Annotated in this window: 17 protein-coding genes and 1 pseudogene; 7 read left to right on the top strand and 11 right to left on the bottom strand. The window is 59.6% G+C overall.

All coding sequences use genetic code 11. The features are described 5' to 3' along the window. Window positions 1-133: 133 nt before the first annotated feature. Entirely contained in the window at window positions 134-1,153 is a 1,020-nt protein-coding gene (locus JFU11_RS23270; protein WP_201121383.1) for a substrate-binding domain-containing protein, read from the top strand. Next, window positions 1,141-4,140 (top strand): EAL domain-containing protein, encoded by a 3,000-nt coding sequence (locus JFU11_RS23265; protein ID WP_201121376.1) that lies wholly within the window; start codon window positions 1,141-1,143, stop codon window positions 4,138-4,140. Before JFU11_RS23270 ends, JFU11_RS23265 begins: the two co-directional genes overlap by 13 nt. On the opposite strand, the pseudogene JFU11_RS28190 reads toward JFU11_RS23265, so the two are convergent. Both JFU11_RS28190 and JFU11_RS23260 read right to left on the bottom strand, forming a co-directional pair. Further along, window positions 4,115-4,231, bottom strand: a pseudogene (locus JFU11_RS28190) (LysR family transcriptional regulator); the annotation flags it as partial. The gene JFU11_RS23265 and the pseudogene JFU11_RS28190 overlap by 26 nt on opposite strands. 11 nt (window positions 4,232-4,242) lie before the next feature. After that, complete coding sequence (locus JFU11_RS23260; protein WP_123722418.1) at window positions 4,243-5,631, bottom strand: PLP-dependent aminotransferase family protein; 1,389 nt, start codon at window positions 5,629-5,631, stop codon at window positions 4,243-4,245. Between the two features lie 349 nt (window positions 5,632-5,980). Between JFU11_RS23260 and JFU11_RS23255 the strand changes: the two genes are divergently transcribed. Continuing rightward, window positions 5,981-7,186, top strand: coding sequence for a benzoate/H(+) symporter BenE family transporter (locus JFU11_RS23255; protein ID WP_201062216.1), 1,206 nt, complete (start codon window positions 5,981-5,983; stop codon window positions 7,184-7,186). Then, complete coding sequence (gene glyA, locus JFU11_RS23250; protein ID WP_201062215.1) at window positions 7,183-8,421, top strand: serine hydroxymethyltransferase; 1,239 nt, start codon at window positions 7,183-7,185, stop codon at window positions 8,419-8,421. The genes JFU11_RS23255 and glyA overlap by 4 nt, the downstream gene beginning before the upstream one ends. A gap of 115 nt (window positions 8,422-8,536) precedes the next feature. On the opposite strand, the gene JFU11_RS23245 is transcribed toward glyA, so the two are convergent. The 9 genes from JFU11_RS23245 to bcsQ are packed head-to-tail and all read right to left on the bottom strand — an operon-like array spanning window position 8,537 to window position 23,219. Then, window positions 8,537-9,688, bottom strand: coding sequence for a cell division protein FtsQ (locus JFU11_RS23245; protein ID WP_201121375.1), 1,152 nt, complete (start codon window positions 9,686-9,688; stop codon window positions 8,537-8,539). Further along, the gene (locus tag JFU11_RS23240) at window positions 9,688-11,097 is read right to left on the bottom strand and encodes an MBOAT family protein (RefSeq protein WP_201062213.1); all 1,410 of its coding nucleotides are present in this window, start codon (window positions 11,095-11,097) and stop codon (window positions 9,688-9,690) included. The genes JFU11_RS23245 and JFU11_RS23240 overlap by 1 nt, the downstream gene beginning before the upstream one ends. Before the next feature lie 18 nt (window positions 11,098-11,115). Next, window positions 11,116-11,790, bottom strand: a complete 675-nt coding sequence (locus JFU11_RS23235) for an alginate O-acetyltransferase AlgF (protein WP_201062212.1) — start codon at window positions 11,788-11,790, stop codon at window positions 11,116-11,118. Beyond that, window positions 11,787-12,455 (bottom strand): SGNH/GDSL hydrolase family protein, encoded by a 669-nt coding sequence (locus tag JFU11_RS23230; RefSeq protein WP_201121374.1) that lies wholly within the window; start codon window positions 12,453-12,455, stop codon window positions 11,787-11,789. Before JFU11_RS23230 ends, JFU11_RS23235 begins: the two co-directional genes overlap by 4 nt. Before the next feature lie 17 nt (window positions 12,456-12,472). Next, window positions 12,473-16,336, bottom strand: coding sequence for a cellulose biosynthesis protein BcsC (locus JFU11_RS23225; RefSeq protein WP_201062210.1), 3,864 nt, complete (start codon window positions 16,334-16,336; stop codon window positions 12,473-12,475). Beyond that, on the bottom strand, window positions 16,312-17,553 hold the full coding sequence (gene bcsZ / locus JFU11_RS23220; RefSeq protein ID WP_201062209.1) for a cellulose synthase complex periplasmic endoglucanase BcsZ: 1,242 nt from the start codon (window positions 17,551-17,553) through the stop codon (window positions 16,312-16,314). Before bcsZ ends, JFU11_RS23225 begins: the two co-directional genes overlap by 25 nt. A gap of 7 nt (window positions 17,554-17,560) precedes the next feature. Then, window positions 17,561-19,819 carry a cellulose biosynthesis cyclic di-GMP-binding regulatory protein BcsB gene (bcsB, locus tag JFU11_RS23215; RefSeq protein WP_201121373.1) on the bottom strand — a complete coding sequence of 753 codons (2,259 nt, stop codon included), beginning with the start codon at window positions 19,817-19,819 and terminating at the stop codon, window positions 17,561-17,563. A gap of 41 nt (window positions 19,820-19,860) precedes the next feature. Next, window positions 19,861-22,092: a UDP-forming cellulose synthase catalytic subunit gene (gene bcsA, locus JFU11_RS23210; protein WP_123722428.1), complete on the bottom strand. Its 2,232-nt coding sequence runs from the start codon at window positions 22,090-22,092 to the stop codon at window positions 19,861-19,863. Beyond that, window positions 22,089-23,219 (bottom strand): cellulose biosynthesis protein BcsQ, encoded by a 1,131-nt coding sequence (gene bcsQ / locus JFU11_RS23205; RefSeq protein ID WP_201062207.1) that lies wholly within the window; start codon window positions 23,217-23,219, stop codon window positions 22,089-22,091. Before bcsQ ends, bcsA begins: the two co-directional genes overlap by 4 nt. A 593-nt stretch (window positions 23,220-23,812) precedes the next feature. On the opposite strand from bcsQ, the gene JFU11_RS23200 reads away from it, so the two are divergent. The 3 genes from JFU11_RS23200 to JFU11_RS23190 all read left to right on the top strand — a co-directional run bounded on the left by JFU11_RS23200 (window position 23,813) and on the right by JFU11_RS23190 (window position 26,578). Further along, window positions 23,813-24,010: a hypothetical protein gene (locus JFU11_RS23200; RefSeq protein ID WP_123722430.1), complete on the top strand. Its 198-nt coding sequence runs from the start codon at window positions 23,813-23,815 to the stop codon at window positions 24,008-24,010. A gap of 207 nt (window positions 24,011-24,217) precedes the next feature. Then, on the top strand, window positions 24,218-25,315 hold the full coding sequence (gene nspC / locus JFU11_RS23195; RefSeq protein ID WP_048393627.1) for a carboxynorspermidine decarboxylase: 1,098 nt from the start codon (window positions 24,218-24,220) through the stop codon (window positions 25,313-25,315). Window positions 25,316-25,342: 27 nt separating this feature from the next. Next, a complete protein-coding gene (locus JFU11_RS23190; protein WP_123722431.1) occupies window positions 25,343-26,578 on the top strand; it encodes a saccharopine dehydrogenase family protein in 1,236 nt (411 codons plus the stop codon). The last annotated feature ends 33 nt before the right edge of the window (window positions 26,579-26,611 follow it).

Below are 26,611 nucleotides of genomic sequence, written 5' to 3'. Positions count from 1 at the left end.
CACATGCGGTGATCGAACCCGTCTGATCAGGCCCTGGTTACTCAGGCCCTGGCTACTCGGGATGGCTTCAATTACGGCTTTCTGTCTTTTCACGGCAACGCCCGGATACGCTGTCGAAAGCGCCACGGTTACGGTGATTCAAGCGCAGGAAATCGTTTCCAGGGCCACCCTCGAAGCCGTTCGCTGGAGCGGCCCTGAATCCGGCCCGCGAGCTCTGCGGGGCAAGAACATCGCCCTTGTCGCAGAAGACCTGCGTAACGGAGGAATTGTCGGTGTCGCGCAGGGTGCTCGCGAGGCAGCCAAGGCGATGGGCTGGACGCTGAAGATATTCGATGGCGCCGGATCATCGGCCGGTCGCGCAAAGGCCTTTTCCGATGCCCTGGCAGCGAAACCCGACGGCCTCATTCTGTGCGGCTCCGATGCCCTTGAGAACAATGCCGCGCTGATCCTCTTCGCCAACAGGGATGTGCCAGTGGTTGGCTGGCACGCCGGGGCACGCCCCGGGCCGATTGACGGCACGCCGGTGGCCATGAACGTCACGACCGATCCACTCGAAGTGGCTCGCCTCACGGCCATGGCGGCAGTGGCACAGTCAAACGGACGCGCCGGCGTGGTCATCCTGACCGACTCCAAGTACAGCATCGCCATGGCGAAAGCCAAGGCCATGGAAAACGTCATTCGGGCCTGTCGGGAATGTACGTTGCTGGAAGTGCGCGATGTCGCGATCTCCGAAAGTGGCGAGAAAATGCCGGCGATCACCAAGGATCTGCTTCAGCGCTATGGCAAGCGCTGGACCCACACGCTGGCCATCAACGATATCTATTTCGACTACTCGATTACCTCATTGACCAACGCCGCAATACCCAGTGACGGCATCAGTCTGTTGTCTGCCGGTGATGGCAGCGCTTCGGCTTTCTTGCGCATACAGGCAAAAACCTACCAGACCGTCACCGTGGCCGAGCCGCTCAACCTGCATGGCTGGCAAGTGATGGATGAATTGAACCGGCTGATTGCAGGTCAGCCGGTGAGCGGCTTCGTAGCGCCGATTCACTTGGTCAATGCCGACAATATCGCCTTCGACGGCGGTAAGAAATTTCAGTACGACCCTGACAATGGCTATCGAGACATCTATCGCCACCAATGGAATCCCTGATATTGGACGTTACTTCCCGGCTCGGACGCCGACTATTGCCGCAATCGCTACGCGCACAGTTCACACTGGCGTTTCTGACGCTGGCACTGCTGATCCTGGCGGGTGGTGCCACTGCGGTCTACGCGTTGCGCACGTCAAACAGCGCCACCCGCCAGCTGACGGATGAACGACTGGTCCGCATGCAAAATGGGCAAGACATGCTGCAGCGTACCTTGCTGATCGAACGCCAGACCGATCAGCTTCTGACAACTCGCTCGCCCGACACCCTGCGTTCAAGCTATGCGGCGACCGTCCAACAGCTTGAAGCCCTTGATCAACTGGTGCAGCAGCTGACTGCCGCGAACAGTGGCGTGGCGATACTCGACATGCATCAGTCGAGTCAGATGTTCCGCAATACCGCCAACATCGTTGCGCAGCTGCGAGAAAGCCTGCTGCAAACCGAGGTCACCTTCGAGCAAACCCTGGAGGATCACACCGCCCGGTTAACCGCGACCCAGACCCGGGCCAGCCTGGAACTGGCAGTGTTACTTTTCGATCTGCCGCAGGCTGTTGACAGTGATGCCGTGCAAGAACTGCGGACCCGATATGAGCGCCTGTCACGTACCGAAGGCAAGTTACCCGACGCTGATGTGCAGACGCCCGATCTCTTCTCCCTGCGCCTGAGGCTCATCAATCAGTACAACGTCATACAGCGCTTCAATGAGGAACTGAAGAATGAGGCCGGGGTTCTGGTTGCGGTGGCCCGTGCGCAATCCAGTGCTTACACCGAAGACTATCGCGAAGCCGTGCAGCGCCTGGTCGAGGCCTCAAATCGTAGCCAGCAATGGGTGCTGATCATGTTGGGCGCCAGCCTGGTGTTCGCCTGGTTTGTAACCCGGGTCTTCATGGGCCGTCATGTGCTCGTGCGCCTGAATGAAATAAGCCGGCAATTGCGTCAGGAACACACTGACAAAACGCATGTGATGATGACGGAACATGGCAAGGACGAGATCGGCAACATGGCTCGCGCGGTGAATCAATTCCTCAAAGACCGACTTCAGCTGGAAAAAAGAACGGTCCAATTGAGTATCGCCACAGAGCGGCTCGCCGTGCAAAACAGCCGATTAGAGCAAGAAGCCGTCATCCGTGCCGGGCAAGGTCATGTCCTGGAGCTGATAGCCAGGAGCACCGAGCTTGCCGAAGTCCTCGAAAGCCTGGCTCACCTGGTCGAGTCCCAACTGGAGGGGATGGTGGTGTCCATCCTGGTGCTGGATGAGGAGGGCAAGCACCTGCTGCACGGGGCTGCGCCCAGCTTGCCGAAAGCCTATAACCAGCTCATTGACGGGATTGCGATCGGTCCGAACGTCGGTTCATGCGGCACCGCGGTGTATCGACGAGAACCGGTCATCGTCACCGATATCGAGCTGGATCCGCTGTGGGAAGAGTACCGTTCAGTCGCTGCGCCCTATGGATTTCGCGCCTGCTGGTCGACGCCGATTCTGTCCCATGAGCGAAAAGTATTGGGTACGTTTGCCTTGTATTCCAGCACCGTACGCAGCCCTAGCTCGATCGAGACGCGACTGATCAACATGGCGACACCTCTTGCCGGCATTGCGATAGAACGCCAACTGACCGAAAAGCGCATTCGCTATATGGGTGACCATGACGCACTGACCGGGCTGCCGAATCGCACACTGCTCGAAGACCGTCTCAAACAGGCAATACTTTATGCTCAGCGCTACAGCCGGCTGGTGACGGTGGTGTTTCTCGATCTGGACAAATTCAAACTGGTGAATGACAGCCTTGGGCACAGTGCTGGAGACGAACTGCTGAAAACCGTCGCCCAGCGCATGCTGGCATGTGTACGCCGCACCGACACCGTCGTGCGGCTGGGTGGCGACGAGTTTGTGATCATCCTGTTCGACCAGCCCTCAGACCTCGACGGCGTTACTCCAGCCCTGCACAAAATCCAGGAAGCCATCCTGCGACCGATTCAGCTCAGCGGACATACACTCCACGTCACCTGCAGCATGGGGTTGGCCACTTACCCTGCCGACGGCAGCGATACCGAAACGTTGCTCAGCAATGCGGACGCCGCCATGTACCGGGCCAAGGAGCTGGGTCGCAACAGTTACCAGTTCTATACGAGCGAGATGAATAACAAGGATCAGGGCAAGCTCGCCATGCAAGACGGGCTTCGAAACGCACTCAACCATGACGAGTTCCTGCTGCTGTACCAGCCACAGGTGGATTTGCAGTCAGGTCAGATTATCGGCGTAGAGGCATTGATCCGCTGGCAGCACCCCGAGCTCGGCATGGTGTCTCCAATCAAATTCATTCCGCAGGCCGAAGAGACCGGGTTGATCGTGCCCATCGGCGACTGGGTGATTCATACCGCGTGCAAACAGAACAAGGCCAGGCAGGATGCGGGCTGGCCGCCGATCACCATGTCGGTGAATATTTCAGCACGCCAGTTCATCGAAAGGGACCTGATCGACCGGGTGAGGCATGCCTTGCAAGAAACCGGACTGGACCCGAAGTACCTTGAGCTGGAGCTGACCGAAAGTCTGATCATGCAAGACCTTCAGCAAGCCATCAGCAAAATGAAAGAACTGCAATCAATGGGGATCAGTCTCTCGATCGACGACTTCGGCACCGGCTACTCCAGCCTCGCAGCATTGAAAAGCTTCCCGATCGCGAGACTCAAGATCGACCAGTCTTTCGTGCGCGATCTGCCCGACAACGAGAACGACAAAGCCATCGCCACCGCAGTGATTTCGTTGGGGCACAAACTGAACCTCAAGGTCATTGCCGAAGGTGTCGAAACCGAAGAGCAGCAAACCTTCCTGCGTGAAAACGGCTGCGATGAAATTCAGGGCCATTTGTTCAGCTGCGCGGTCAGCTGCGATGAAATCAGTCTGTTACTGCGTACGCCCCGGTTGCCTCAATCGAGCCACATTGCGAGCCCTGGCTCGGTAAGGCGTACCCGGCATGCCAGAACAGATTGATCTCGATTTTCAGCAACTCCAGGGACGGCGGTAGAACAGCGAGCCCGAAGGGCTGTTCGCAACTGATGGCGAATCGTTCGGGCACTGTTGCCCTGCGGTGACTCAATAGTGCAGTCGCGGGTCGGAATCGATCAGGCTGGCCAGTTTGGTCAAGGCGAAGCGCAGTTCGTCCTGGCTCGTGGGTGACATCAATACCAGCCGCACACAACGGGTAGTTCCGGAGCGTTCAGCCTGGAACTGGGTGCCACTGAGTACGAGCACACCGTTGGCTCGGGCGAGCATGGTGAACTCGTCGCTGGTCCATGGCTCGGGCAGCGTCAACCAGACGTGATACGAATAGGGTTGAGTCTTGAGCTCGAAATTGGCAAAGATTTCCTGGGCAATCGCTTGCCGCCCGGCCGCTTCATTGCGCTGGATGCGGATCAGTTTTTTGTCCAGGCCTTCGGTAATCACATTGCTGGCCAGTTGCGCTGTCAACGGCGACGGCATCCAGACGCTGCTGCGCACCATCGAGGTCAGGCGTGACAGCAGTTTCGGCGGGCTATAGATGTAACCGACGCGCAGTGCCGGCATCACCGACTTCGACAGGCTGGTCAGGTACACCGAACGGTCTGGCGCAAACGCCGACAGCGGCTTGATCGACGGATCGGTGGCGAGGAAGCCATAGATGTCATCGTCGAGGATGATGAAGTCGAACTCTTCGGCCAATGCCGCGATTTGGGCCCGGCGCTTTTGCGACATGATCGCCGCCGTCGGGTTCTGGCAGGTTGCCACGCACACCAGCATCGCCGGTTTCTCTCGCTCGCACAGTTCGCGCAACGCTTCGGGAATGATCCCTTCGTCGTCCATCGGTACGCCACGCAGGCGGCGCTCAAGGCCATGGGCCAGGGAAATAATGCCGGGGTAGCAAAGCGCTTCGCAGAGCACCAGGTCACCGGCGTTGGTCAGAGCGCTCATCGCGACCATCAAGCCATGCTGGGCCCCGGCAGTGATCACCACTTGCTGCCATTGCGCATCGGGCAACGAATGGCGCAACCACTGCGCGCCCGCCTCGCGATGCGCCGGGTGACCGCCGTCCGGTGCGTAATCCAGGGCTCGGGTGAAATCGGTGCTTTTGGCCATCCCCACCAGGGCGTCGCGTAACCAGTACTCCAGGGTTTCGCTGTAGGGCTTGATGATCGAAAGATCGAGTAACTCGGATTGCCCCAGATTCAGCGGCGCGGCGCTGTTGCTCGCCGGCAGTTCCAGCTGCTTCTGGTTGAGCACATAAGTACCACGCCCCACTTCCCCCTGCACCAGGCGACGCCGATGGGCTTCGCTATAGGCCCGGCTAATGGTGCCCGGCGTGACATTCAGGGTCGTGGCCAGCTCCCGCAGGGTCGGCAGGCGATCGCCTTCATTCAACACGCCGTTACTGATATCGCGCGCCAACGCATCGGCAATCGACAAGTACATCGGCTGGCTGAACTCGCTTAGCTGGGGAACCCACATGGATGATCACTGCCCATCGTAGAAATGATGAATATCCGAGCATATCACATGGAGGTTAGGCATCTAATAAATCGACCCAATCTATGAATTGATTCGATTGATTTGGTCATTGAGTCGATATCAATTGTTCGAATATGATTTTTTTCACGAAATTAATTTCCTTATAAATCACATAAATAAATGAATAATCACCGAAAAGCAGGCACTGATAGCAAAAAAACATCTCGTAACAACCTCACCACCTATTGAATCAATTCAATTCATTCAAATACACTCATGTCGAATCGAGTCAATCGACTCAATCTCCCCCGGGTCACCGCGCGACTCTGCCGCGCCAAGTCGAGATATCATGGACACACTCAGAAAGGATCTATCCCTGTCAGCCGTCATTGCGGGCTTTATTGCCGTAATCATTTCCTACGCCGGCCCCTTGGTCATCGTGTTTCAGGCAGCCAAGGAAGCGCACCTGCCCAACGATGTGGTGTCTTCGTGGATCTGGGCCATTTCCATTGGCAGCGGTATTACCGGCCTGCTCCTGAGCTGGCGCCTGCGAGTTCCGGTGATCACCGCGTGGTCGACGCCGGGTGCGGCGTTGCTGGTGTCGATGCTGCCCACTGTTACTCTGCCTCAAGCCATCGGCGCCTATCTGGTGGCATCGGTGATCATTGCCGTGGTCGGTTTGTCCGGGGCGTTCGACAAACTGATGAGTCGCCTGCCCAAAGCCATCGCCGCCGCCATGCTCGCGGGCATTCTGTTCCGCTTCGGTGCCGAGCTGTTCACTTCGATCAAGCTGCAACCGGAACTGGTGCTGGCGATGATCGCGGTCTACCTGATCTTCAAACGCTTTTCGCCGCGCTACGCGATTCTGTCGGTACTGATTGTTGGCTGTGCTGTGGCCGCCTCGTTCGGCGAGCTCAACAGCGGCTCGATCACCATCGCCGTGGCCCATCCGGTCTTCATCACCCCCGAGTGGAGCTGGCACGCGATCATCAACATTGGCCTGCCACTGGCGCTGGTGACTCTGACCGGCCAGTACGTGCCGGGCATGGCGGTACTGCGCACCTCGGGTTACAACACCCCGGCGCGCTCGATCATTTCGGTCACCGCGATCGGCTCGATCCTGATGGCGCCGTTCGGCTCCCATGGCTTGAACCTGGCAGCGATTACAGCGGCGATCTGCACCGGCCGCGAAGCCCACGAAGACCGCGACAAACGCTACATCGCCGGGATCGCCTGCGGGGTGTTCTACATACTTATGGGCACTTTCGGCGCGACCCTGGCCTCGGTGTTTTCCGCCTTGCCAAAAGAGTTGATTGCCTCCCTTGCCGGCCTGGCCTTGTTCGGTGCAATCAGCGCCGGGCTGACCGGTGCCATGGCGGACGAGAAACAACGGGAAGCGGCGTTGATTACCTTCCTGGTGACGGCCTCGGGTATGAGCTTCCTCGGTTTGGCCGCTGCATTCTGGGGCTTGATCTTCGGCCTCGCGGCGCACTTCGTACTGACCTACACCCGGGAAAGCAAAGCCGCTGCCCTGGCTGAGGGCAGCCGACCATGAGCCTGCAAAATTTCGACCCCGCCATTGCCCGCCTGATCGACCGCGAACGCAATCGCCAGGAAACCCATCTGGAGCTGATCGCTTCAGAAAACTATGTCAGCGAAGAGGTGCTCCAGGCCCAGGGGTCGGTGCTCACCAACAAGTACGCCGAAGGCTATCCGGGCAAGCGCTATTACGGCGGCTGCAAGGTCGTCGATGAGATCGAAAACCTGGCCATCCAACGCGCACGCAAACTGTTCAACTGCGAATACGTCAACGTCCAGCCGCACTCCGGATCCCAGGCCAACCAAGCAGTTTTTCTGGCGGTGCTCGAACCCGGCGACACGATTCTGGGGATGTCCCTGGCCCACGGCGGGCACCTGACCCACGGTGCCTCGGTGAATTTTTCCGGCAAGTTTTACCGGGCGTTTTCCTACGGGCTGGAGAAAGAAACCGAAACCCTCGACTACGCCGAAATGGAAGCGCTGGCCCGGGAACACCGACCGAAAATGATCATCGCCGGGGCCTCGGCGTATTCCCGGACCATCGACTTCCAGCGATTTCGCAATATCTGCGATGAGATCGGCGCTTACCTGATGGTCGACATGGCGCACTATGCCGGGCTGATCGCGGCGGGCGTGTACCCGTCGCCGGTCGGCATTGCTGACTTCATCACCTCCACCACCCACAAAACCCTGCGGGGCCCACGCGGCGGTTTGATCCTGGCCAAGGCGCAATACACAGCGCTACTCGATAAGACGATTTTCCCGGTTTACCAGGGTGGGCCGCTGATGCACGTCATCGCCGCGAAGGCCGTGGCGTTCAACGAAGCCTTGAGCGATGGATTCAAGCATTACCAGCAACGGGTGATCAGCAACGCCAGGACCATGGCCGACATTCTCACTCGGCGGGGTTTGCGGGTGGTGTCCGGCGGCACTGATTGCCATATGTTCCTGCTTGATCTGCGTTCGATGAACATCACCGGCAAAGATGCCGAAGCGCTGCTGGAAAGTGCTCACATCACGCTGAACAAAAATGCGATCCCCGACGATCCGCAGAAACCGGCGATCACCAGTGGCATTCGCATCGGCACGCCGGCGTTGACCACCCGTGGTTTCGGTGAAGCGGAATGCGCGGAAGTGGCGAACCTGATCGCCGACCTGTTGGAACAACCGAACAACGCGGCGCTGCTGGATAACATCCGGTGCCGGGTGATGCATTTGTGTGAATGCTTTCCGGTGTATCTGCAGGTTTGATTGCTGGAGGAACAATTAACCCGTCAGCTTTTGGCCCGGAGCGTGTAAAAAACGCTCATGGGTGCCTTGATCGCCGCACTACGTCTGGGAGGGCCTGAAGCGCCCCGCGATTGGCCTACCGCAACGAGCGATAGGCAATGGGGTCGATGTAAGCCGACTGCAGGTCCCGCTCCGGGATCTCCCAGATGATTTGCTTTGGTGGCGTTTCTTTGGAGGCCGGGTTGTTGAGGTAGCTGTTTGCCGCGCCAGAGAACGCTCCGCCGTCTTTGGCGAAGTTACCCACGGGGGCGCCTAGTGCCTGCTGCAGAAACCCTGCGAAGTTGGAGTTGCGTGAGAATGAAGTGCCGATGAGCACGGTGTTGGGGAGGTCGGCATCGCCAAAGAGGTCTGCCTCAGAATCAGGGCTGTCGGCTGACGCAACGGGAAGTTCATGGGTGCTGGTTTGGGCGACCATTTCGGGCGCGGGTTGCCATTTGAGCGGCAGCCAGTCGATGCCGGCCAGATGGACCAGATCGCCAGGTCGCACCGCGAGCGGGGCATGACTTTCGTTGAACGACCTGCGTGGCGTTGCGCTGATGCCCAGGGTCTTCAGGCGCTGTGCGATGGCAGCGGCCGCCGCCTTCGCACCGGATTCGCTCCAGTGGGTATCAGTGCGCAACCAGGCACTGGCCCCCAGTGGCATCAGCGCACCGGTGAGGTCCAGATTCGACACGCCAGCCACATCCAGCTTCGAGGTCCAGGCCCGGATGCGCCCTTCAAGAACGGCTGGGCGGTGCAGTGCACAACGCTGCTCAGCAGCAATGCGGCTCTTGTCTGGAACGATGACCACCAGCAGGCTGATGTCACGTTGGGAGAGCTGCTGCTTCAGATCAATCACTGCCTGGACTTTGGCATCGGCATTGCGCTGCGCTTGATGATTGACCTTGAGCTCATCGGCCAAAAACAACCAGTCAGGACAACCCGAGCGAACCCTCGGCCCGGTGTCACCGAGGAGCAGCCAACTGACACCGCGCTCCAGCTCGGCAAAGGTCGTGGGGAGTTGAGCGTTCGACAGTTCCTTGGCGATCCGATGCGTGATATCGCCGTCAAGAATCTGCGGGGGCAGCACTTTATCGGGCAGCGAGATTTGCCCTGAGACAATCAGACGGCCAGAGGACAGCAGTCCGATGAACAGGAATATCAGCAGCGCCACGCCTGCCAACCGACTGCTGCGTATTGCCAGATCATCTGGCGGAGTGGGGGGCGGGGTGTGCTTTGGGGTCGTCATCAGAATTGGAAGTACAGGAAGGGTACGGTTTCGCGACTGGCGATCAGTGCGAACGACAGCATGAAACCGGCGATGGGCCAAAGGGCGGCGGTGTAGAGAAAAAGGCCGCCCAGTTGTTTCTCACAGTAAGGGCGCAGCAGCGGTACGATGACACCGAATACACCGAGCAAGCCCGCAAGGCCGTGTACCGGGCGCAGGGTTGCGGACAGTTCATCACCGAGGGCGATGCCCTGCAGGCCGAACTGTCCGGCATACAGGCGTAGCGCGCTGTGAAAGTCAGGGGCGCGGAACAGTGTCCAGGCCAGGCAAACGAACAGCAGTGTCAGCCCATGGGAAAGCACCGGCGGTACCGGGGGCAGGGTAGAGCTGTTCCAGGCACGATTCACACACAACGCAATGCCATGAGCGCTGCCCCACAGCAGATAATTCCAGCTATCGCCACCGTGCCAGAGGCCGGCGATGGCCATGATCAGGAACAGGTTGCGATAGGTTTTCCAGGTGCCATTGCGATTGCCACCCAGCGAAATATACAGATAGTCACGTAACCAGCTGGACAGCGACATGTGCCAACGACGCCAGAAGTCCTGGATGCTGTTGGCCAGATACGGACGGTCGAAGTTTTCGGGAAAGTGAAAGCCCAGCATCAGTCCCAGCCCAATGGCCATGGCGCTGTAGCCGGCGAAGTCGAAGAACAGTTGCAGGGAGTAGGCCAGGCAGCCGATCCAGGCGTCGGAGAAGCTGGGGTTGGGCAAACTGAACGCCACATCGACCACCGGCGACAGGGTGTCGGCCACCAGCACCTTCATGCACATCCCGACCATGAACCGGCGTGCGCCCAGCGAGAAATTCTGCAGGTTGAAGTAACGCTGATTCAGCTCACGCCGGACCCAGTCATAGCGAATGATGGGGCCGGCGACCGAATGGCCGAACATCGAAATATAGGTGGCGTAATTAATGAAGCTGCGTTCGACCGGCACGGTGCGGCGGTGTACATCCACCAGATAGGAAATCGCCTGCAATACGATAAACGATAGCCCGGCCGGCATGATGACCCGCTGCCAGTCCAGCGGCATGGCGCCATACCAAGTGACGGCATCGATCAACGTCCCAGCGACAATGTTGGCGTACTTGTACCAGCACAGCACCGCCGTGTTGAGCACTATCAATGTCGCGAGTAGTCGCACGCGACCCTTGCCTTCTTCCCGCAAGGCGTCAATCAGCAAGCCGCCGGCCCACGCAGTGATCGTCAGTACCACATGCACTGCAAGGAACCGGGGGCTCAACCAGCCATAGAACAGCCAGCTGCCGATCAGTAGCGTGACGTTACGCCAGGCGGCTGGGCACACGGCATAAGTGCACAAGAACAGCGGCAGGAACAACGTCAGAAACTCGAGAGAGGCAAAAACCATGGTAGTGGCGCGATCCGATCAGTGGGCCAGGACGTCAGTCGCGAGCAACAGGTATGGACCATTTGCGCCAGGTAGCAGCACAACGCTGTAGCGTTCGCCGGCCTTGAGCTGGCCCAGGTCAAGCGGGGCACCGACGTTGGTTTGGGCGCAAACCAATTGAACCGACAGGCTGACCGGGTTGATCGTTCGGCGTTGCACGCTGCCGTCGGCCACCTCCTTGAACAGGTTGGCGTTCTTCCCCGCTGCGCGCAAACCGGCCTGGGTGCACGCAGGATCGGCGCTGATAAACGCCAGCGAAGCCTTCAGGCTATTGAAGTCGTCGGGTTGCTCACGGATGACGACCTGGCGGATACCTTGAGCGCTGTCTGGCAAAGCGATCACGCTGGCGAATTCGCCTGCTGCCACCTGGATGTCCAGCGGCTGGCTTTTGCCATTGCGTTCCAGGGTGCCCTTGATCGGCTGGTTGGCGGGCACGGGCAGGTAGTCGGAGACGGCATTCGAGCCTTCCAGTCTGAGGCTGGCCCGCGAGCCTTCGGCCAGCAGCTGCAAGGGGCGGTCGGCGGCGTTGATAAAGCGCAGGAAGGCCGAGTCCTGATCCGGGCCCGTCGGGTACAGGGCAATGTCGGCGGCCTGGGCGTGCAGGCTCAGCATCAAGGGCGCGAACAGCGCCCAGCTACATGCGGATCGGATCATTTGCCGGCTCCTGCGCTGGTGACGCGGTCGGCGGGCAATTTGGCCAATGCACCACCAATCGCAGTGCCCCATGCTTGATAACCGGCGACGGTGAAGTGCTGCCCGTCGGTGGTGATCCACTGCCCGGGTTTGGAGAACGTCAGCGAATCGATGTAGGTGCAAGGCGCCACGTTGGCGGCCAGAAATTGGGACATCAAATGGGTGCGCAGATCATTTTTTTGGTACATGCCACCGGCTTTGCCCCAGGCCGGGCCCACCCAGGCGCAACGGGTGCCGGTGGCCGCGATGGCCTTGGCCAGACCGGTGACGCTTTGCCATGCCCAGGCCTTCGGAAACACTGGCTTGTCATAGGACGCCATCGTGTCGCCGATGACCAGTACCACCAGATCGGGTTTGTCGGCGGCGATCAGGTCCTGGATCGGTGTGGTGGTTGCCTCGCGCCCTTTGATCACGATCTTGTCGTTGCCTTTGCGTTCGGCGCCGCAGTCGACCTTTTTACTGATCAGCCAATCGCCGGCGCTGGCACCGCAGGCACCGATGGAATGAACCTGGGCACCTTGGCGAGTCAGGTTGTCGTGCAGTGGCTCCAGCAAATGGTCCGCGAGGCTCATATGGCTCTCCCCAAGAACAAGGAGGGACAGGCCGGCAAGGGCAGAAGTGGGCATCGAAAGCTCCAGAATGATCAGTTGGAATAAGGCGAGGTGTACGGGCTGACCGGCAGGCTCATGGGGCCGCTGATGTCTTCGAACTGGTAGCGCAAAGACAGGGCACCGCTGAGTTGTTGGTAGTCATGGGCGTTGTCCAGGCCCAGATTGGCGCCCAGCAGGAAGTTCGAAGCGACCTTGTATTCAGCCGCCGCAGCGATGCTGTAGCCGATCCCGGTTTTGTTTTGCCCTTCGTAGCGCAGGCCCGAGGCCGCTTGCATGGCTTTGTCGTTGGGGAAATAGTCGGCGCTGTCCTGCTCGAAATGCTGCACGCCGACCGAGCCCTTGACTTGATACGTCAAGCGTCCGGTGCGTTGTGCCCAGGTCACTGGCACGCCCAGGGCGAAGAACGTCTGCGGGCTGAAATAGCCGCCGTGGCCATAAGTGAAATAGTCCTGATTGTTGGCGTAGCTGATGCCGGTCATGTTCAGGCCGACGGTCAGCTTGCTGTCCGTTGCATTTTGCAGGTACCAGTAGACACCGCTGCCCAGCTCACCACGGCTATTGGACGCGACATGGTTGCCCAATAGCTGGTGCCAGGAGGCGTAGCCATAGACGCCGACTTCGTTGTCGTCAAAGCTCAACTGGCCACGCCCGCCGTTGGCGGTCACGCCGCCCCAGGACTGCCCGCTGCGTTTGTCCGTGGTGCCGGCAAACGAGGTGACGCTGTCAGTCACCGGACGCCGGGAAACGCTCACGCCGTAACGGACGTTAGAGGTGTCGCTCACCGGGCGATCAATGCTGATGCCGCCGGTGGCGGTGGTGTACTTGAAGCCGAGCGGGGTGGTGCCGAGATCGGCTTTGAGCCCATCCGCGGGCCGTTGAATGGCGACGGAAAGACCGACACCCTCGGCTTTTTGCGAGCCGACGTTGCCACTTTGCGCACCGTTACCGAAACGCGACAGCGCCTCGCCGTTGACACTGCCGGCGTTCAGCGAGACCGGCGTCACGCGCAGGGCGACGCGGCTTTCATCCAGCGGGATATTGATTTCCAGCGGTGTCTCAATATCAGTCAGTTTGCTTAGCCCCGACTCACTGTTGTTGCTGCGAATGCTCACGCCCTGGGTGACGTAGGCACTGCGCTCCTGAAGGATTTTATTCAACGCCAGTTGCGCGGGGCTGATGTCCTCGATCACCAGTGCTGCGCGCGGCAGCTGCGACTCGAATCGATTGCTTGCCTGCTGCGGTCTTGGCGGGACGTCGATGCCAAAAGGGGTGTGAGACCTCACGCTGCCCGGCATCTCCTGAACCGGTGGCGGGATCGCTGCCAGCAAGCTATCGCGACTGACCTCGCTACGTGGACCCGACACCCCCGCAAAAGGGTTGGGTGCCATCGTCGAACCGGCCAGTTGGCCGCTCTGGCTTCTGCGTTTCTCGTTCTGTTCAATGGCCACCGCTTTGCGCAGCAGATCGGTCGCTGTGCCGGTCTTGCCCATGTTCTGGTAGAGGCGGGCGGCCTCTGTCAGCGTTTGAGGGTTGCCGGATTCAGTCTTGAGCAGCTGTTGCAGTGCCTGTTCGGCAAAGGCAGTGTCATGTGCCAACACCGCCGCGTCGGCGGCACCCAACAGCAGTTGCGGGTCGTTTGGCTGACGTTGTAACAGCGGTTTATAGAGTTCGAGGGCTTTTGCCGTGTCGCCATTGGCCGAGTACATCCGCGCCAGTGCCGCGACGGCAGCGCTGTCACCGGGGCGTTGCGCCAGGGCGGGCGCTAGCGTGTCATAAGCGCTGGCCAGATTGCCTCGTTCACGCAGCTGGTCAGCCTGGCGGATGCGATAGAGATAGAGCAGGTCGTCGAAACGCTTGCGAGCCGGCGCGTTCAAGGGCCTGTTCTGAAGGTCGCGCAGAATCTCGTTGACCTCTACGTCTTCTCCGGTTTTAAGCAAGACAGCGGCGTATTGCAGGATGAAGTCCGCCGAGGGCGTCGTGGTGTTTTGCAACTGGCCGCGCATGAGGGCCAGCGCACGGGTTGGCTCGCCGATGTCGACATAGGCCGAGGCCAGGCTCGCCGTGCGATCTGGACTGTTGTTGGCCATCGGCTGGATACGATCGAGCAAGGTCAGGGCTTCCTGGCGCTGTCCGCGCTTGCCCAACTCGATCGCCTGGCTGAGTTGCAAGTTGAGGCTGACATCAGCGGCCAGCGCGTCCATGTCCGGGGTGCGCTGGTCAGGGCGCAAGCGTCCCAACGTTGTCTGGGCGGCTTTCCACTCACCCATCTGGACCGACAGCAAGGCGCTGACGTAAAGCGCATCGGCATTGTCGGGGCGGGCCTGGAGCATGGCGTTGATCAGGTCCCGAGCCTTTTGCGGTTCGCCCATCGCCAGGTTCAGGCGGGCCAGGGCGAAACGAGTCCAGATGTTGTCCGGCTCAACGCGCAGCGCGTCTTGCAAGGCGTTGCGCGCAGCGGGCAGGTCGTTGCGTTGTTCGGCGAGGGCGGCCAGTTGCGTCGCGCGCAAGGCTTGCAGGCGCGCGGACTGGCCGATCTTTGCCTGTCCGGTGGCGGGCAGGCTGTTGATCAGTTGCAGGGCTTCATCGTTCTTGCCGCTCTTGAGCAGCACATTGACCAGCCCTTCCTGTGCTTGAGGGTCGTCGCGGCGCTGGTTCAAAATCTGCCGATAGTTGCGCTGAGCGTCATCAAACTGGCCCGCGCTGGCCTGAATATCCGCCAGGGCGAGGCGAGCATCTACCCCGTTTGGATTCAGCCGCAGCGCCTGGTTGACCAAGACCTGTGCCTGGGCTGTCTGGCCTTTGGCTTGGGCGTCGCGGGCCTGCTGCAATGCAGACCAGTAGCGCACTTCGTTCAGCGCAACTTGCCAGCGGCTGCCGTCGCTTTGTCGCGTGGCCTGACTCAAGAGCTTTTCCGCTTCGGCCAGTCGGTGTTGCTGCTGGCGAATAACCCCAAGGCCGCCCAGCGCGTCAGCATCCTCGGGCCGGGTTTTCAAGCGCGCTTGAAAAGCCTGTTCGGCGGTGGCCTGATCGCCTTCTTTGAGCGCCTTCAGGCCGCGCGCGACGTCGGCGGGCGGTTGCCATTCCTTGCTGGCCGTCGTTGCCACCTGTTGCTTGCCCTTGTTCATCTGCGCCCGGATTTCCACGTCATCCGGATGCGTCTTGAGGTACGCCTCGAACAACGGCACTTGTGCCGGATTGGGCGGACCGATCCAGGTCAGCGCCAGGCGCCAGCTTTCGTCGGCATCACCAGCAATGTCGGCACGCTGGGTCAGCGCGGCCAGGGCGCGGATGCCCTCGGCACGGCTGTCTTCTCGGCGGATCAGATGCTTGGCGTAAAACAGCGCGACGATCGAGTCGTTGGGCATCTCGCGTTGCAGGCGCTGAAGTCCGCTGCGTGCCTCAGCCCAGTCAGCCTGATTGAAGGCAAGGTTGTTGTAATACTCGCGGCCGATCGTACCTTGAGGTGGACGGCCATCGAACAGCGAGCGAAACACGGCGGTCGCCTTGTCACGCTCACCGGCATCGACGAGGCGCCGAGCCTCTTCCAGACGCTGCTGGTTCTGCGGTTGGGCCACACTGATGTCCTGCGCCAATTGCAGTGCCTGCCGAGGCGGTGGCTGGATGGCCTGCAAGCGGGCGAGGTATTGCTGCGCCTGTTGTGGCTTGCCCTGTTGCACGCCGATCAAGCCCAGGCCATACAGTGCGTCAGCCTGGACCGGATCCAGCAGCAGGACTTTCAGCCAGACTTCCGCAGCGCGTTGGGGGTTGTTGTGCTGCTGCCAGTACTGCCCTTGCTCGACGAGTAATGTCTGTGGCGTCGGACTTTGAGCGTGGGCAGCAGCGGCCGTCCATGCGCTCATGACGGCGATGGCTAGCGTGCGGTGGTGCGCGTGCATGCGGTCTCCCAGGAGAGTTTCAGCGTTCCGTCTTCCCGGAATCGGTAATGTTTATCTGCCCATCCGAGGGCGAACAGGCTGAGCATGAAGTTGTAGTAACGCGGCGGACCGACATCGGCATCAGGCCTGGCCAGCGCCTCGTGCAAGGCGAGTTCCACGCGGCGTTGCTGCTGATCGGCCAACTTGGGTTGGCCCTTGGCCTGAAGGTAGGGAATCAGTGCAGCCCGGAATCCGAACGGGCTCTGACCCTGAACACTGCCGTGGAGAACCTGGACGGTTTCCGGGGGGGAACCCGTCGCGACCGTGCTGCGGGCCATGCCGTCCAGCCGTTTGAGCAGGAGCGCTGCCAGCGGTTCGGAGGTATCACTCATGCCCAGCCAGAGGTACACGCGAATGGCATCGTAGCTGCCCGTGTCGCCGTGGATCGGGTCGTTTACGAAGGCACCCGATTGCGCTGAAGTGCCTTGATAACCGACCCAGTCAGCGACGAAACCGTGGTGGCTCGATTGGGCAATCATCGTCGCGGTGTTGTTGGCAATCGCTTGCCAGGGCCCGGCGGGTGCTTCCTTGGCCAACCGTCGTAACAGTGGCAGTGGCAGGTAGCTGGGGTTCAGGCGCCAGAGAGCGTCCGGCTGGACGAAGCCCTGTGGTCCAGGCAACACCATCGGGCCCAGCCCGGGCAGCTTGACGACCAATTGCGCTTCAATCGTCGCCATCAGGTGCAGGGCGTCCTGGTGATAGTCCGGCCGATGCCACAGGCGTGCGGCTTCGAGCAAGGCGTAGGCAATCCACAGGTCGGCGTCGGCGGCCGAATTGGCGTCTTGCAGGCGCCACTGACCGTCCGTGCCTTGCCCCCATAACCAGCCCGGCAGGCGTGTGGCGGTAGCGGAGCCTGCGAGGTTGGCTGAGGTCCAGCGCCAGAGTTTGTCAAAGCGTGGCTGATCGTTGCCGATCAGTGCGAAGAGCATGCCGTAGGACTGCCCTTCAGAGGTGCTGTGATTGTTCTCCAGGCTCGATTCCAGAACCCGGCCGTCGGCCTGGACGAAGCGCGTTGCATAGGTTTGCCACAGTGGCCAGGCTGGCGACTCACAGGATTTCCCGGCCGCTATCGCAGGCGCCAGCAGGGCAAGCGCAAGCACAGCGCTCAACCTGCGCGTGTTACCGCGCAGGCACTGGCGAAGTGAAACACCCCGGCTGCTCATGGACGACACAGGCATGCGTGGCTCATTGACCAAGACGACGTTTGGCTCGTACGCGCAGGGCCAGGTAGGCCATCGAAGCAAGCAGCAGGATCCCGAGGAGAGTGAACAGCATGAGCGCCATTACGTTTTGCGAGAGGTACCACTGCAGATAGCGCAATGGGCCCAAGCTCCCGACGTAATAATCCTGCTCGGCGACCAGCGATTCGACATGCTTGCCCCTGACCACCACCAGACTGCCTTGCAACTCGCGGGCGTTTTCTTCGCTGCTGAGCAGGGCGTTGGTTACGTCGGCCAAGCCGTTGGGCCTTGCGCTGGCGATAAACACCACACTGCGCCCACTCTTGAGCGGCGATTCGAATCCAGTCAGATATGCACTGCCGTCGTCAGCGGTAAACCTGAAGCTGCTGCGCGCTTCACGCAGATTGGTTTTCGTATCCGGGCTGATCCAGTTGCGCAGACGCAAGGGCAGGTCAGACAGTTCAAAGTACTGCGCAGCATCTTCGCCCTTGGCAGGCAGAAGGTTTCGCCATTGCTCCAGCAGCGGCTGATTGTTGCCCGAGGCGAGCACCAGCAAATCCCGGTCGCGTTGCTCGGCCACCTGGTCGGCGTGAACCACCTTCACGCCGGTGGCCGGATAACCGGTGGAGTCGCCGAAGCGGCCCAGCAGGGTCAGGTAGGCGCCCAGATCGGCTGGGCCTGGCTCGTCGGGCAGGATCACCGATGTTTCAGAAAGGTCGGCCATGCGGGTGAACGGGAAGCCACTGTCCTTGAACACCCCAAGGTTGGGCATGGCCATGAAATGTTCGTATTGACTGAGGTCCAGGGTCGAGTCCGGGTCGATCACACCGCGCATGTTGTCGATGATGATGTCGCGGCATTCGCCCTGTTTGATGTAGTCATACATGAAGCGAAATTGCAGGCGCGATTGCAGCGCTACGGAATTGAGCGGCAACAGCATGCGCGACGTGCGGGCCAGGCTGTCGTCGGTTTTGAGCATCGCCAGCAGGCTGTCGCTGCTGCCGAGTTTCTCGATCGAGGGCAGATCGATCGACTTGATGAAAGTGTCGTTGAAGTTGACCAGCAACGAGGAGTTGGTAGAGACCGGTTGCGGTGTATAGCGGTATTTCAGGTCAAGTTGCGCACCGGGCTCACGCCAGTTGAACAGGTCGGGTGGCAAGCGCAGCGCAACCGTCATTTGCCCCGGGTTATAACCCGACACATTGAGTTCAGCGGGCTTCGCCAGTTCACCCAGGCGAACCGGGCGATCGGAGGGCAGCCAGTTAGGCGCGTCGTACGGTCGGCGTGGCTTGAGCGAGTCGATCCGGTCGATCACTACGCTCTGCCCGGAGAAGGCCGAGCCACCGAGAGCCAGCGCTGTCGCGGCGACCTTGAGATCGGCGCCATCGCGCCCGGAGACGATCAACAGTTTGCCCTGAACATCATTCGGGTTGCTCACGAGTGTCAATGTCGGCCCCGTGGCCTCTTTGATGGGTAAGCCACTCAAGGCCGTTGATTCGCTGCCGCTGACAAACACCACGGCGTTGCCTTTGGCCGGCAGGCTGGTGAGGCTGGCGGGGAAGGTTGCGCCGCGGTAGCTGGCCAGGGCGCCAAACCAGGACGACAGGATACCGGCGGCCTCAAGCTCAGGGCCGCCAGGGCGTCCGGCGAACACGAAGGGCAACTTCAGGGGCGAGGCGTCTCGACGATCGAACAAGGGCAGCGGCAGAGCGGACAGGTCGTTGGGCTGTTTGATCGAGGACACCTGGAGGCTCAGCTGGCTCTCGTTGCCGATCCGGGCCCACAGGCTGGAGTGCAAAGGGTCTTCACATTGCATCGTGTAGTGACCGATGAACTGCAGGCTGAGCCGGTTGAATTCGGTGATGGTCTGCGGCGGAATCTGCACGGTCCGGGTCTGCAATTTACCGGCCTCTTCCTTCGGGAGGGGCAGGCTGGCGGCCACTTGATCGTTGACCAGCACATTGATCTGCGAAAGGTCGGCCAGCAGCGCCGGTGAGTAGCTGTACTGCAGCGTGACCTGCGCCGCCGTGACGACTTCATCGGCGCGCACATCGAAGTTCACGCTGTCGGTAGCCTCCACGCCTTTAAGGGTCATCGAATAGCTTTTGCCCAGCTCCTTGAGGGTGCGGGTATAGCTGTTGCCCGGGGCATCGGTCCCGGGCAACGCTGCGACCGGCATCATCGCCGGCTCTGTGGCGGTGATTTGGGCGGCAGCACTCAATGCCCAGCCGCTCCAGCCCACTAGAGAGCAGGTGATCAGCATGAGTGAGCGACGAGGAAGAAAGGTCCGGCGAATGGAAGGCTTCAAGATCGTTGCGTGTCCGCGGTGGAGTCGATAGGTGATGGAGTGTCCGGGCGTTTGCGCAGCAGCGCCTGGCTGTCCTTTAGGGTTGCAATGAACAAGCGCAGGATGGCGCGAAAGCCAATGCTGCTGACCTCGCGCAACGCCGACATGGGCGCGTCGAGGCGGCCGTTACCCCAGGTGTTGGCCCAGGTGTCGGCCCGTGAAAAGGTCAGTCGCACCAGCTCACTTTGCTGGCGCAGGGTCAAAGCCTCGAATTGCACGCCCGCCACGTTGTCGTTGCTGAAGACCGTTTTTGCAGGAAAGAGGCTTGAGGGAGGTGTGCGCAGAATGCACAGCCGCAGCTTCTCATTGACGCTGAGCAGAACCTGCGGTGGCAGTGCCAGACCCACGCCGTTTTGTGAGAAGTCCCGGGTTATGCAATCGAACCAGGTGCCGTCTTCGCGATAGACGCGCACGGGCAGATCCGCGGGCACCCTGGGTTCGTTGCGCACCTGAGAGGATTCAGTGGCCACCGCCACAGCGGTGCTGACGATGACGATGTTGTACACGGTCCAGGCCAGGTTGATCAGCAGGGTAGTGGCCTCGGCAGAATCACTCCCGATCAGTTTCACCACGCCGATCGCCAGACCGATCATGTTCAAGGTCAGCAGGACGATATAAGGCCGCGCGAGCTTCCAGTTGAAATAGTCCTTTTCAATGGTGCCGCCCTTGTCGGTCACGTTGAATTTGCCCAGCGAAGGGCTGATCAGGGCCAACAGCACCGGTCGCATGATGTACCAGGCCAATACCGACTCATACACTTCGTTCCAGAAGGAATGGCGGAAGCGTCCCTGGATGCTGGAGTTGGTCAGGCTGGAATGGAAAATATGCGGCAGTACATAGACCGTGACCATCAACGCCGAGGCATGGAAAATCTGCGCGTCGAAAAACAGGTAGGCCAAGGGTGCGGTCAAGAACACCAGGCGGGGCAGGCTGTAGAAAAAGTGCATCATGGCGTTGAGGTAGCAGATGCGCTGCCCCAGGTTCAGTCCTTTGCCAAACAACGGATTGTCGGTCCGAAAAATCTGCGCCATGCCCCGCGCCCAGCGTATGCGCTGGCTGATGTGTCGGGAAAGGCTTTCGGTAGCCAGTCCCGCCGCTTGTGGCACGGCGAGGTAAGCGGTATTGAAACCACGGCGATTGAGCTTGAGTGCCGTGTGCGCATCCTCCGTCACGGTTTCGGTGGCGATGCCGCCGACTTCCAGCAAATGAGTCCGCCGGATGACCGCGCACGAGCCACAGAAGAATGCCGCGTTCCACAGGTCGTTGCCGTCCTGCACCAGGCCGTAGAACAGCTCACCTTCATTGGGTACCGAGCGAAAGGTATCGAGGTTTTTTTCGAACGGATCGGGTGAATAGAAAAAGTGCGGCGTTTGCAGCAACGCCAGGTTCGGGTCCTTTAAAAACCAGCCCATGGTGATCTGCAGGAAGGAGCGGGTGGGCACGTGGTCGGCGTCGAATATGGCAATGAACTCGCCATCGGTGACTTTGAGTGCCTCGTTGAGGTTGCCGGCCTTGGCATGTTGATTGTTGTCGCGGGTGATGTAGTTGACACCAATCTGCTGACAGAAAACCTTGAATTCCTCCCGGCGTCCGTCATCGAGCATGTGCACCCGCAGTTTACCCTCGGGCCAGTCAATGGCCTGAGCAGCGAGCACCACCAGTTTGACGATACCCAATGATTCGTTATAGGTAGGAATGAAGACGTCTACCGTCGGCCATTCTGCGGGCGGCTGTTGCAGAAACTGCGGTTTGCGGTGCAATGGCCAGGCGGTCTGTACATAGCCGAACACCAGGACGAGCAAGGCATACAGTTCGGCCAGCACCAGCCCGTAGCCAAATACGGCATCCTGCCAGTTGTCGAAGTTCAGGGTGTCGGACAGGCGCCAGTACATGTAACGCAACGAAGCGATCAGCGAGAGGGTGATCAGGGTCAGGATCGCCAGACGTCCGGCTTGCTTGCGGATGATCAGGCTGGCGGCAAAACAGACGGCGGCAAACGCGGCCTGGGAATACAGATTCAGCGGCGCAGTGAGGATACCCAGCACCAACAATGCTGCGATCAGCCCGGCTGAGATCTTCAGGACTTGGCGCCAACGCAGGGGCCATCGACTGACGCGAGCCTGGAAAGTATCCAGTAGCCCCTGCAACCACCACGTTTTTGCAGGTAGCTGATTCAGCTGGGCGGTCATGGCGTGCCCTGCTGGCTGGAAGTATCCGCGAAAAGCAGGGCATGGACCGCGCCGGACAGCGAAAGAATGTCCTGGCAGCCAATGCTCTCAGGTGCGTACTGGAGGAGGTCCCGACCATAGGCCAGCGACTCGTTGAACTGGTGATCGAGGCGAATCGTCCCGATCAGGTCAGCGCCGAGCCGCCGCAGAAACAGCACGCCCATGTCCCTGCTGAACGAGCGCGAGTCATCCCGTTGGTTGAGCACATACCGATGCCGCTGCGCGCGTCGTTGGGTGGTTTCCAGCCACTGGGTCATGGTATCCAGTGCCAGGTAGGAAGCCGCGTCGGCCACCGTCATCACCAGCACCAGATCGGCGGCGTCGAGTGCCTGTTGCGAATAGACGGTCGCACCCGAAGGAGTGTCCAGGATCACGGTATCGTTTTCGCTGAGGTCCATTGACGCAAGGTGCTGATTCAACCAGTCAGAATCTTCGAGCATCAATTGCTTGAGCAATCGGCGATCGTTCACCTCGCCAGTGCCGAAGGGCAGGCACTCACTGTCGCTATAGCCCGGCAGGCGATGAGCGCCCCAGTCTGCGTCCTGCTCTTTGAGCTGGATCAGCCCGGGAACCTGCCTGTTGATACCCAAGTGGCTGGACAGCGCGTTCTGAGGGTCCAGATCAATCGCGATGGTTCGCCCACCGGGGCGTCGAAGTGTTTTTGCGAGGCCAGCGGCGACGGTGCTTTTACCCACACCACCATTCGCCGAAACGATAGCAATGACCTTCGCTTTGGTCCGCTTGCGAGTCGTTTCTGGCAGACCGTCTCGACGAACCTGATTGAGTTCACGCAACAGGTCGCTCAATCGCTGACGATCACCCGTAGCAGAACTGGCAGGTGGCTCGGTCAGGGGAGGGAGTTTGGGCGCGCCAATCAATAAAGAAGGCTGTGGCTCGTCCAGTAAAAACACAGGGGGCGTTGGTGTTGGTGTTGGGGGAGGCAAGGCTACCGACGGTTCTGGCTCAACCAGTACAGGTGTAACCGGGGCGTCTTTGAAAGCTTTATAGTTCGGTTGTATTTCCTGATAGTTCTCCGCATTAGCGCCAAAACGTGTAAAGAGTTTCGTAATATCGTCTACATATTTCATGCGTTGTACCGGGAATGAAATAACTTAGAAACTCAACATTCCATTAACTTGACAAAGTTGATGTGTCGTTTTGGCGTTGGCAGAGTGCCATTAATCTAGGGTGCCGGCCTCTGGGTGTCAATGGTTGTTATAAAAAGTCAGCAAGGCTTGTTAATGTTAATTTGAGTGTTATTAAAGCCTTATGTTATTCGTGGAAAGTGTTAGTTGAATGCGTCAAGATAATGACTGTCCAATCAGGTGCAGTGTGCTGATAGGTGATGGGTTTATTTGTTGAGGGGGATAACTTCCGGCGCGATGAAGTGTGAGTGCGGATCGCCTTCGATGATTTGATGCTGGGTTATGTCTTAAAAGAAGTTGACTGATGTATTTGAAGAAGTGGTGGTGGTTTAAAAGAGACTTTTTCGTATAAGGCAAGCTGTTTAAGAGATGCCAGGCAGGCGTTACATGCAGACTGGCTCTGGCCGTTGAAAACCTGGTCAGTCAGTTAAGCGAGTAAACCGCTTTTCGTAGGAGCCAGACTTGCCGACGAAGGCGCTCTTAAGGACGCCTTTTCCCTCCAGTCCACTGCCTTCCCATCATGACGGCGCGCGCATGTGGAGTGCGACATCACCCAGCCCGCCGGGCTGACCGAAGCGGGCAAAGCTGATGCCAAAATCATCAAGCAAAAAAAAAGCCGCCTAAAGTGGCAGCAGAAAAAACAGCAGGCGTTGAGCAGCCTGAGTATTGCTATTGGAAGGTTACAAAACGATGACGAATTTTTATGCATCGAAGACGGCATTTCGTCACCGTGAGGACCAGGCAGCATCCGATGGCGCGGCGCCCCGCTATGCATCATTCTGGGCAGCACTGACTGACGGCCGTTTAAGCCGCCGGTGGCGTTGCCTCTTTGGATCCAGTTAGGGCGACTCAGCGATCTGCGCTCTCTGCTCTTTCGATATGTAGCCAGTGAAGGCACAATGCGCATCCTTTTTTTGGCTGGCCTTACCGGAGGCCTCGAAATGATCAAGACGCCGTACTACCTCATTGACAAACAAAAGCTGCTGGCGAACATGCAGAAGATCGCTTATGTGCGCGAACAGTCCGGGGCGAAGGCCCTGCTGGCACTCAAGTGCTTCGCCACCTGGTCGGTGTTCGATCTGATGCAGCAATACATGGACGGCACTACGTCGTCGTCGCTCTATGAGCTCAAGCTCGGTCGACAGAAGTTCGCTGGCGAGACCCATGCCTACAGCGTGGCCTGGGCCGACGACGAGATCGAGGAGATGCTCGACAACTGCGACAAGATCATCTTCAACTCCATTGGCCAGTTGCAGCGCTACACTGAAGCTTCAGCGGGCAAGGTGCGCGGTCTGCGGGTCAATCCGCAGGTGAGCAGCTCGGATTACCTGCTAGCCGATCCGGCGCGGCCATTCAGCCGTCTGGGCGAGTGGGATCCGGTGAAGATCGAGCAGGTCATCGAGCAGATCTCGGGCTTCATGTTCCACAACAACTGCGAGAACGCCGATTTCGGCCTGTTCGACCAGATGCTGTGCACCATCGAAGAGCGGTTCGGCCACCTGCTGCACAAGGTCGAGTGGGTCAGCCTGGGCGGCGGCATTCACTTCACCGGTGAAGGCTACGCGATCGACGAGTTCTGCGCGCGGCTCAAGGCCTTTTCGCAAAAATACGGCGTGCAGGTCTACCTGGAGCCGGGCGAAGCCGCCATCACTCAGAGCGCATCGCTGGAAGTCACCGTGCTCGACACCCTTTACAACGGCAAGCACCTGGCCGTCGTGGACAGCTCCATCGAGGCGCACATGCTCGATCTGCTGATCTATCGCCTGAATGCCAAGCTGGCGCCCAGCGAAGGCGAACACACCTACATGGTGTGCGGCAAATCCTGCCTGGCCGGCGACATTTTCGGTGAGTATCAATTTGATCGTCCTCTGGCCATCGGCGATCGGCTGTCGTTCATCGACGCAGCGGGTTACACCATGGTCAAGAAGAACTGGTTCAACGGCCTGAAAATGCCGTCCATCGTAGTGAAACAACTCGACGGTAGTGTCGAGGTGGTTCGTGAGTTTGGTTACAACGACTACATGTCCAGCCTTTCGTAAGCTGGCAGAGAAGGAGAGAGAGAAAAATTGAAGAAGAACGTACTTATCATTGGTGCAGGAGGTGTCGCCAAGGTGGTGGCCCACAAGTGCGCGCAGCACAACGATGAACTCGGTCGTATTGCTATCGCGTCGCGCAACATCTCCAAATGCCAGGCCATCATCGACAGCGTCAAGGCCAAGGGCAGCCTCAAAGAGCCCGCCGATATAAAAGCCTTCTCGCTCAACGCTATGGATGTCGAAGCGACCAAGGCGCTGATCCGCGAAACCGGATCGCAGATCGTCATCAACGTCGGTTCTGCCTTCCTCAACATGTCGGTGCTGCGTGCCTGCATCGATACCGGCGTGGCCTACCTGGACACCGCGATTCACGAAGAGCCGGGCAAAATCTGCGAGACGCCGCCCTGGTATGGCAACTACGAGTGGAAGCACCTCGAGGAATGCAAAGAGAAGAACATCACCGCCATCCTCGGTGTGGGCTTCGACCCAGGTGTGGTCAACGCCTATGCAGCGTTGGCGCAACAACAGTATTTCGACCGTATTGATTCGATCGACATTCTCGACGTCAATGCCGGTTCCCATGGCAAGTATTTCGCCACTAATTTCGATCCGGAAATCAACTTCCGCGAATTCACCGGACAAGTGTGGAGCTGGCAGAACAGTCAGTGGACCAGCAACACAATGTTCGAAGTCAAACGCACCGACGACCTGCCGGTTGTAGGGGCGCAGAATCTGTACCTGACCGGCCACGATGAAGTGCACTCGCTGTCGAAGAACCTCGACGTGCCCAACGTGCGTTTCTGGATGAGCTTTGGCGAGCACTACATCAATGTGTTCACCGTACTCAGGAACCTCGGCCTGCTCTCCGAGCAACCGGTCAAAACCGCTGAAGGCCTGGAAGTCGTGCCGCTGAAAGTGGTCAAGGCCGTGCTCCCTGATCCGAGCTCGCTGGCGCCTGGCTACACCGGCAAGACCTGTATCGGCGACCTGGTAAAAGGCACCAAGGATGGCCAGCCGCGCGAAGTGTTCATCTACAACGTGGCCGACCACGAAGAAGCTTACGCAGAAACCGACAGCCAGGGCATTTCCTATACCGCTGGCGTGCCACCTGTGGCGGCAGCCCTGCTGGTCGCACGCGGGGAGTGGGATGTGCAGCGCATGGCCAACGTCGAGGAACTGCCGGCCGAGCCGTTCCTCAAGGCGCTGGATGTGATGGGTCTGCCGACCCGCATCAAGGACGAGAATGGAGACCGTCCCTGGAGCTGAAACGCCCTGAGGCGCGCAAAATACAGGTGAATC

This window comes from Pseudomonas sp. TH37 (assembly GCF_016650735.1).
GTDB classification, from domain to species: domain Bacteria; phylum Pseudomonadota; class Gammaproteobacteria; order Pseudomonadales; family Pseudomonadaceae; genus Aquipseudomonas; species Aquipseudomonas farris.
This window is presented reverse-complemented; position numbering and strand designations above follow the sequence as displayed.

Coding starts and splice junctions, on each gene's coding strand:
- JFU11_RS23265 (WP_201121376.1), top strand. CDS start 1,141: ATGGAATCCCTGATATTGGACGTTACTTCCCGGCTCGGACGCCGACTA.
- JFU11_RS23260 (WP_123722418.1), bottom strand. CDS start 5,631: ATGTGGGTTCCCCAGCTAAGCGAGTTCAGCCAGCCGATGTACTTGTCG.
- JFU11_RS23255 (WP_201062216.1), top strand. CDS start 5,981: ATGGACACACTCAGAAAGGATCTATCCCTGTCAGCCGTCATTGCGGGC.
- glyA (WP_201062215.1), top strand. CDS start 7,183: ATGAGCCTGCAAAATTTCGACCCCGCCATTGCCCGCCTGATCGACCGC.
- JFU11_RS23245 (WP_201121375.1), bottom strand. CDS start 9,688: ATGACGACCCCAAAGCACACCCCGCCCCCCACTCCGCCAGATGATCTG.
- JFU11_RS23240 (WP_201062213.1), bottom strand. CDS start 11,097: ATGGTTTTTGCCTCTCTCGAGTTTCTGACGTTGTTCCTGCCGCTGTTC.
- JFU11_RS23235 (WP_201062212.1), bottom strand. CDS start 11,790: ATGATCCGATCCGCATGTAGCTGGGCGCTGTTCGCGCCCTTGATGCTG.
- JFU11_RS23230 (WP_201121374.1), bottom strand. CDS start 12,455: ATGCCCACTTCTGCCCTTGCCGGCCTGTCCCTCCTTGTTCTTGGGGAG.
- JFU11_RS23225 (WP_201062210.1), bottom strand. CDS start 16,336: ATGCACGCGCACCACCGCACGCTAGCCATCGCCGTCATGAGCGCATGG.
- bcsZ (WP_201062209.1), bottom strand. CDS start 17,553: ATGCCTGTGTCGTCCATGAGCAGCCGGGGTGTTTCACTTCGCCAGTGC.
- bcsB (WP_201121373.1), bottom strand. CDS start 19,819: ATGCTGATCACCTGCTCTCTAGTGGGCTGGAGCGGCTGGGCATTGAGT.
- bcsA (WP_123722428.1), bottom strand. CDS start 22,092: ATGACCGCCCAGCTGAATCAGCTACCTGCAAAAACGTGGTGGTTGCAG.
- bcsQ (WP_201062207.1), bottom strand. CDS start 23,219: ATGAAATATGTAGACGATATTACGAAACTCTTTACACGTTTTGGCGCT.
- nspC (WP_048393627.1), top strand. CDS start 24,218: ATGATCAAGACGCCGTACTACCTCATTGACAAACAAAAGCTGCTGGCG.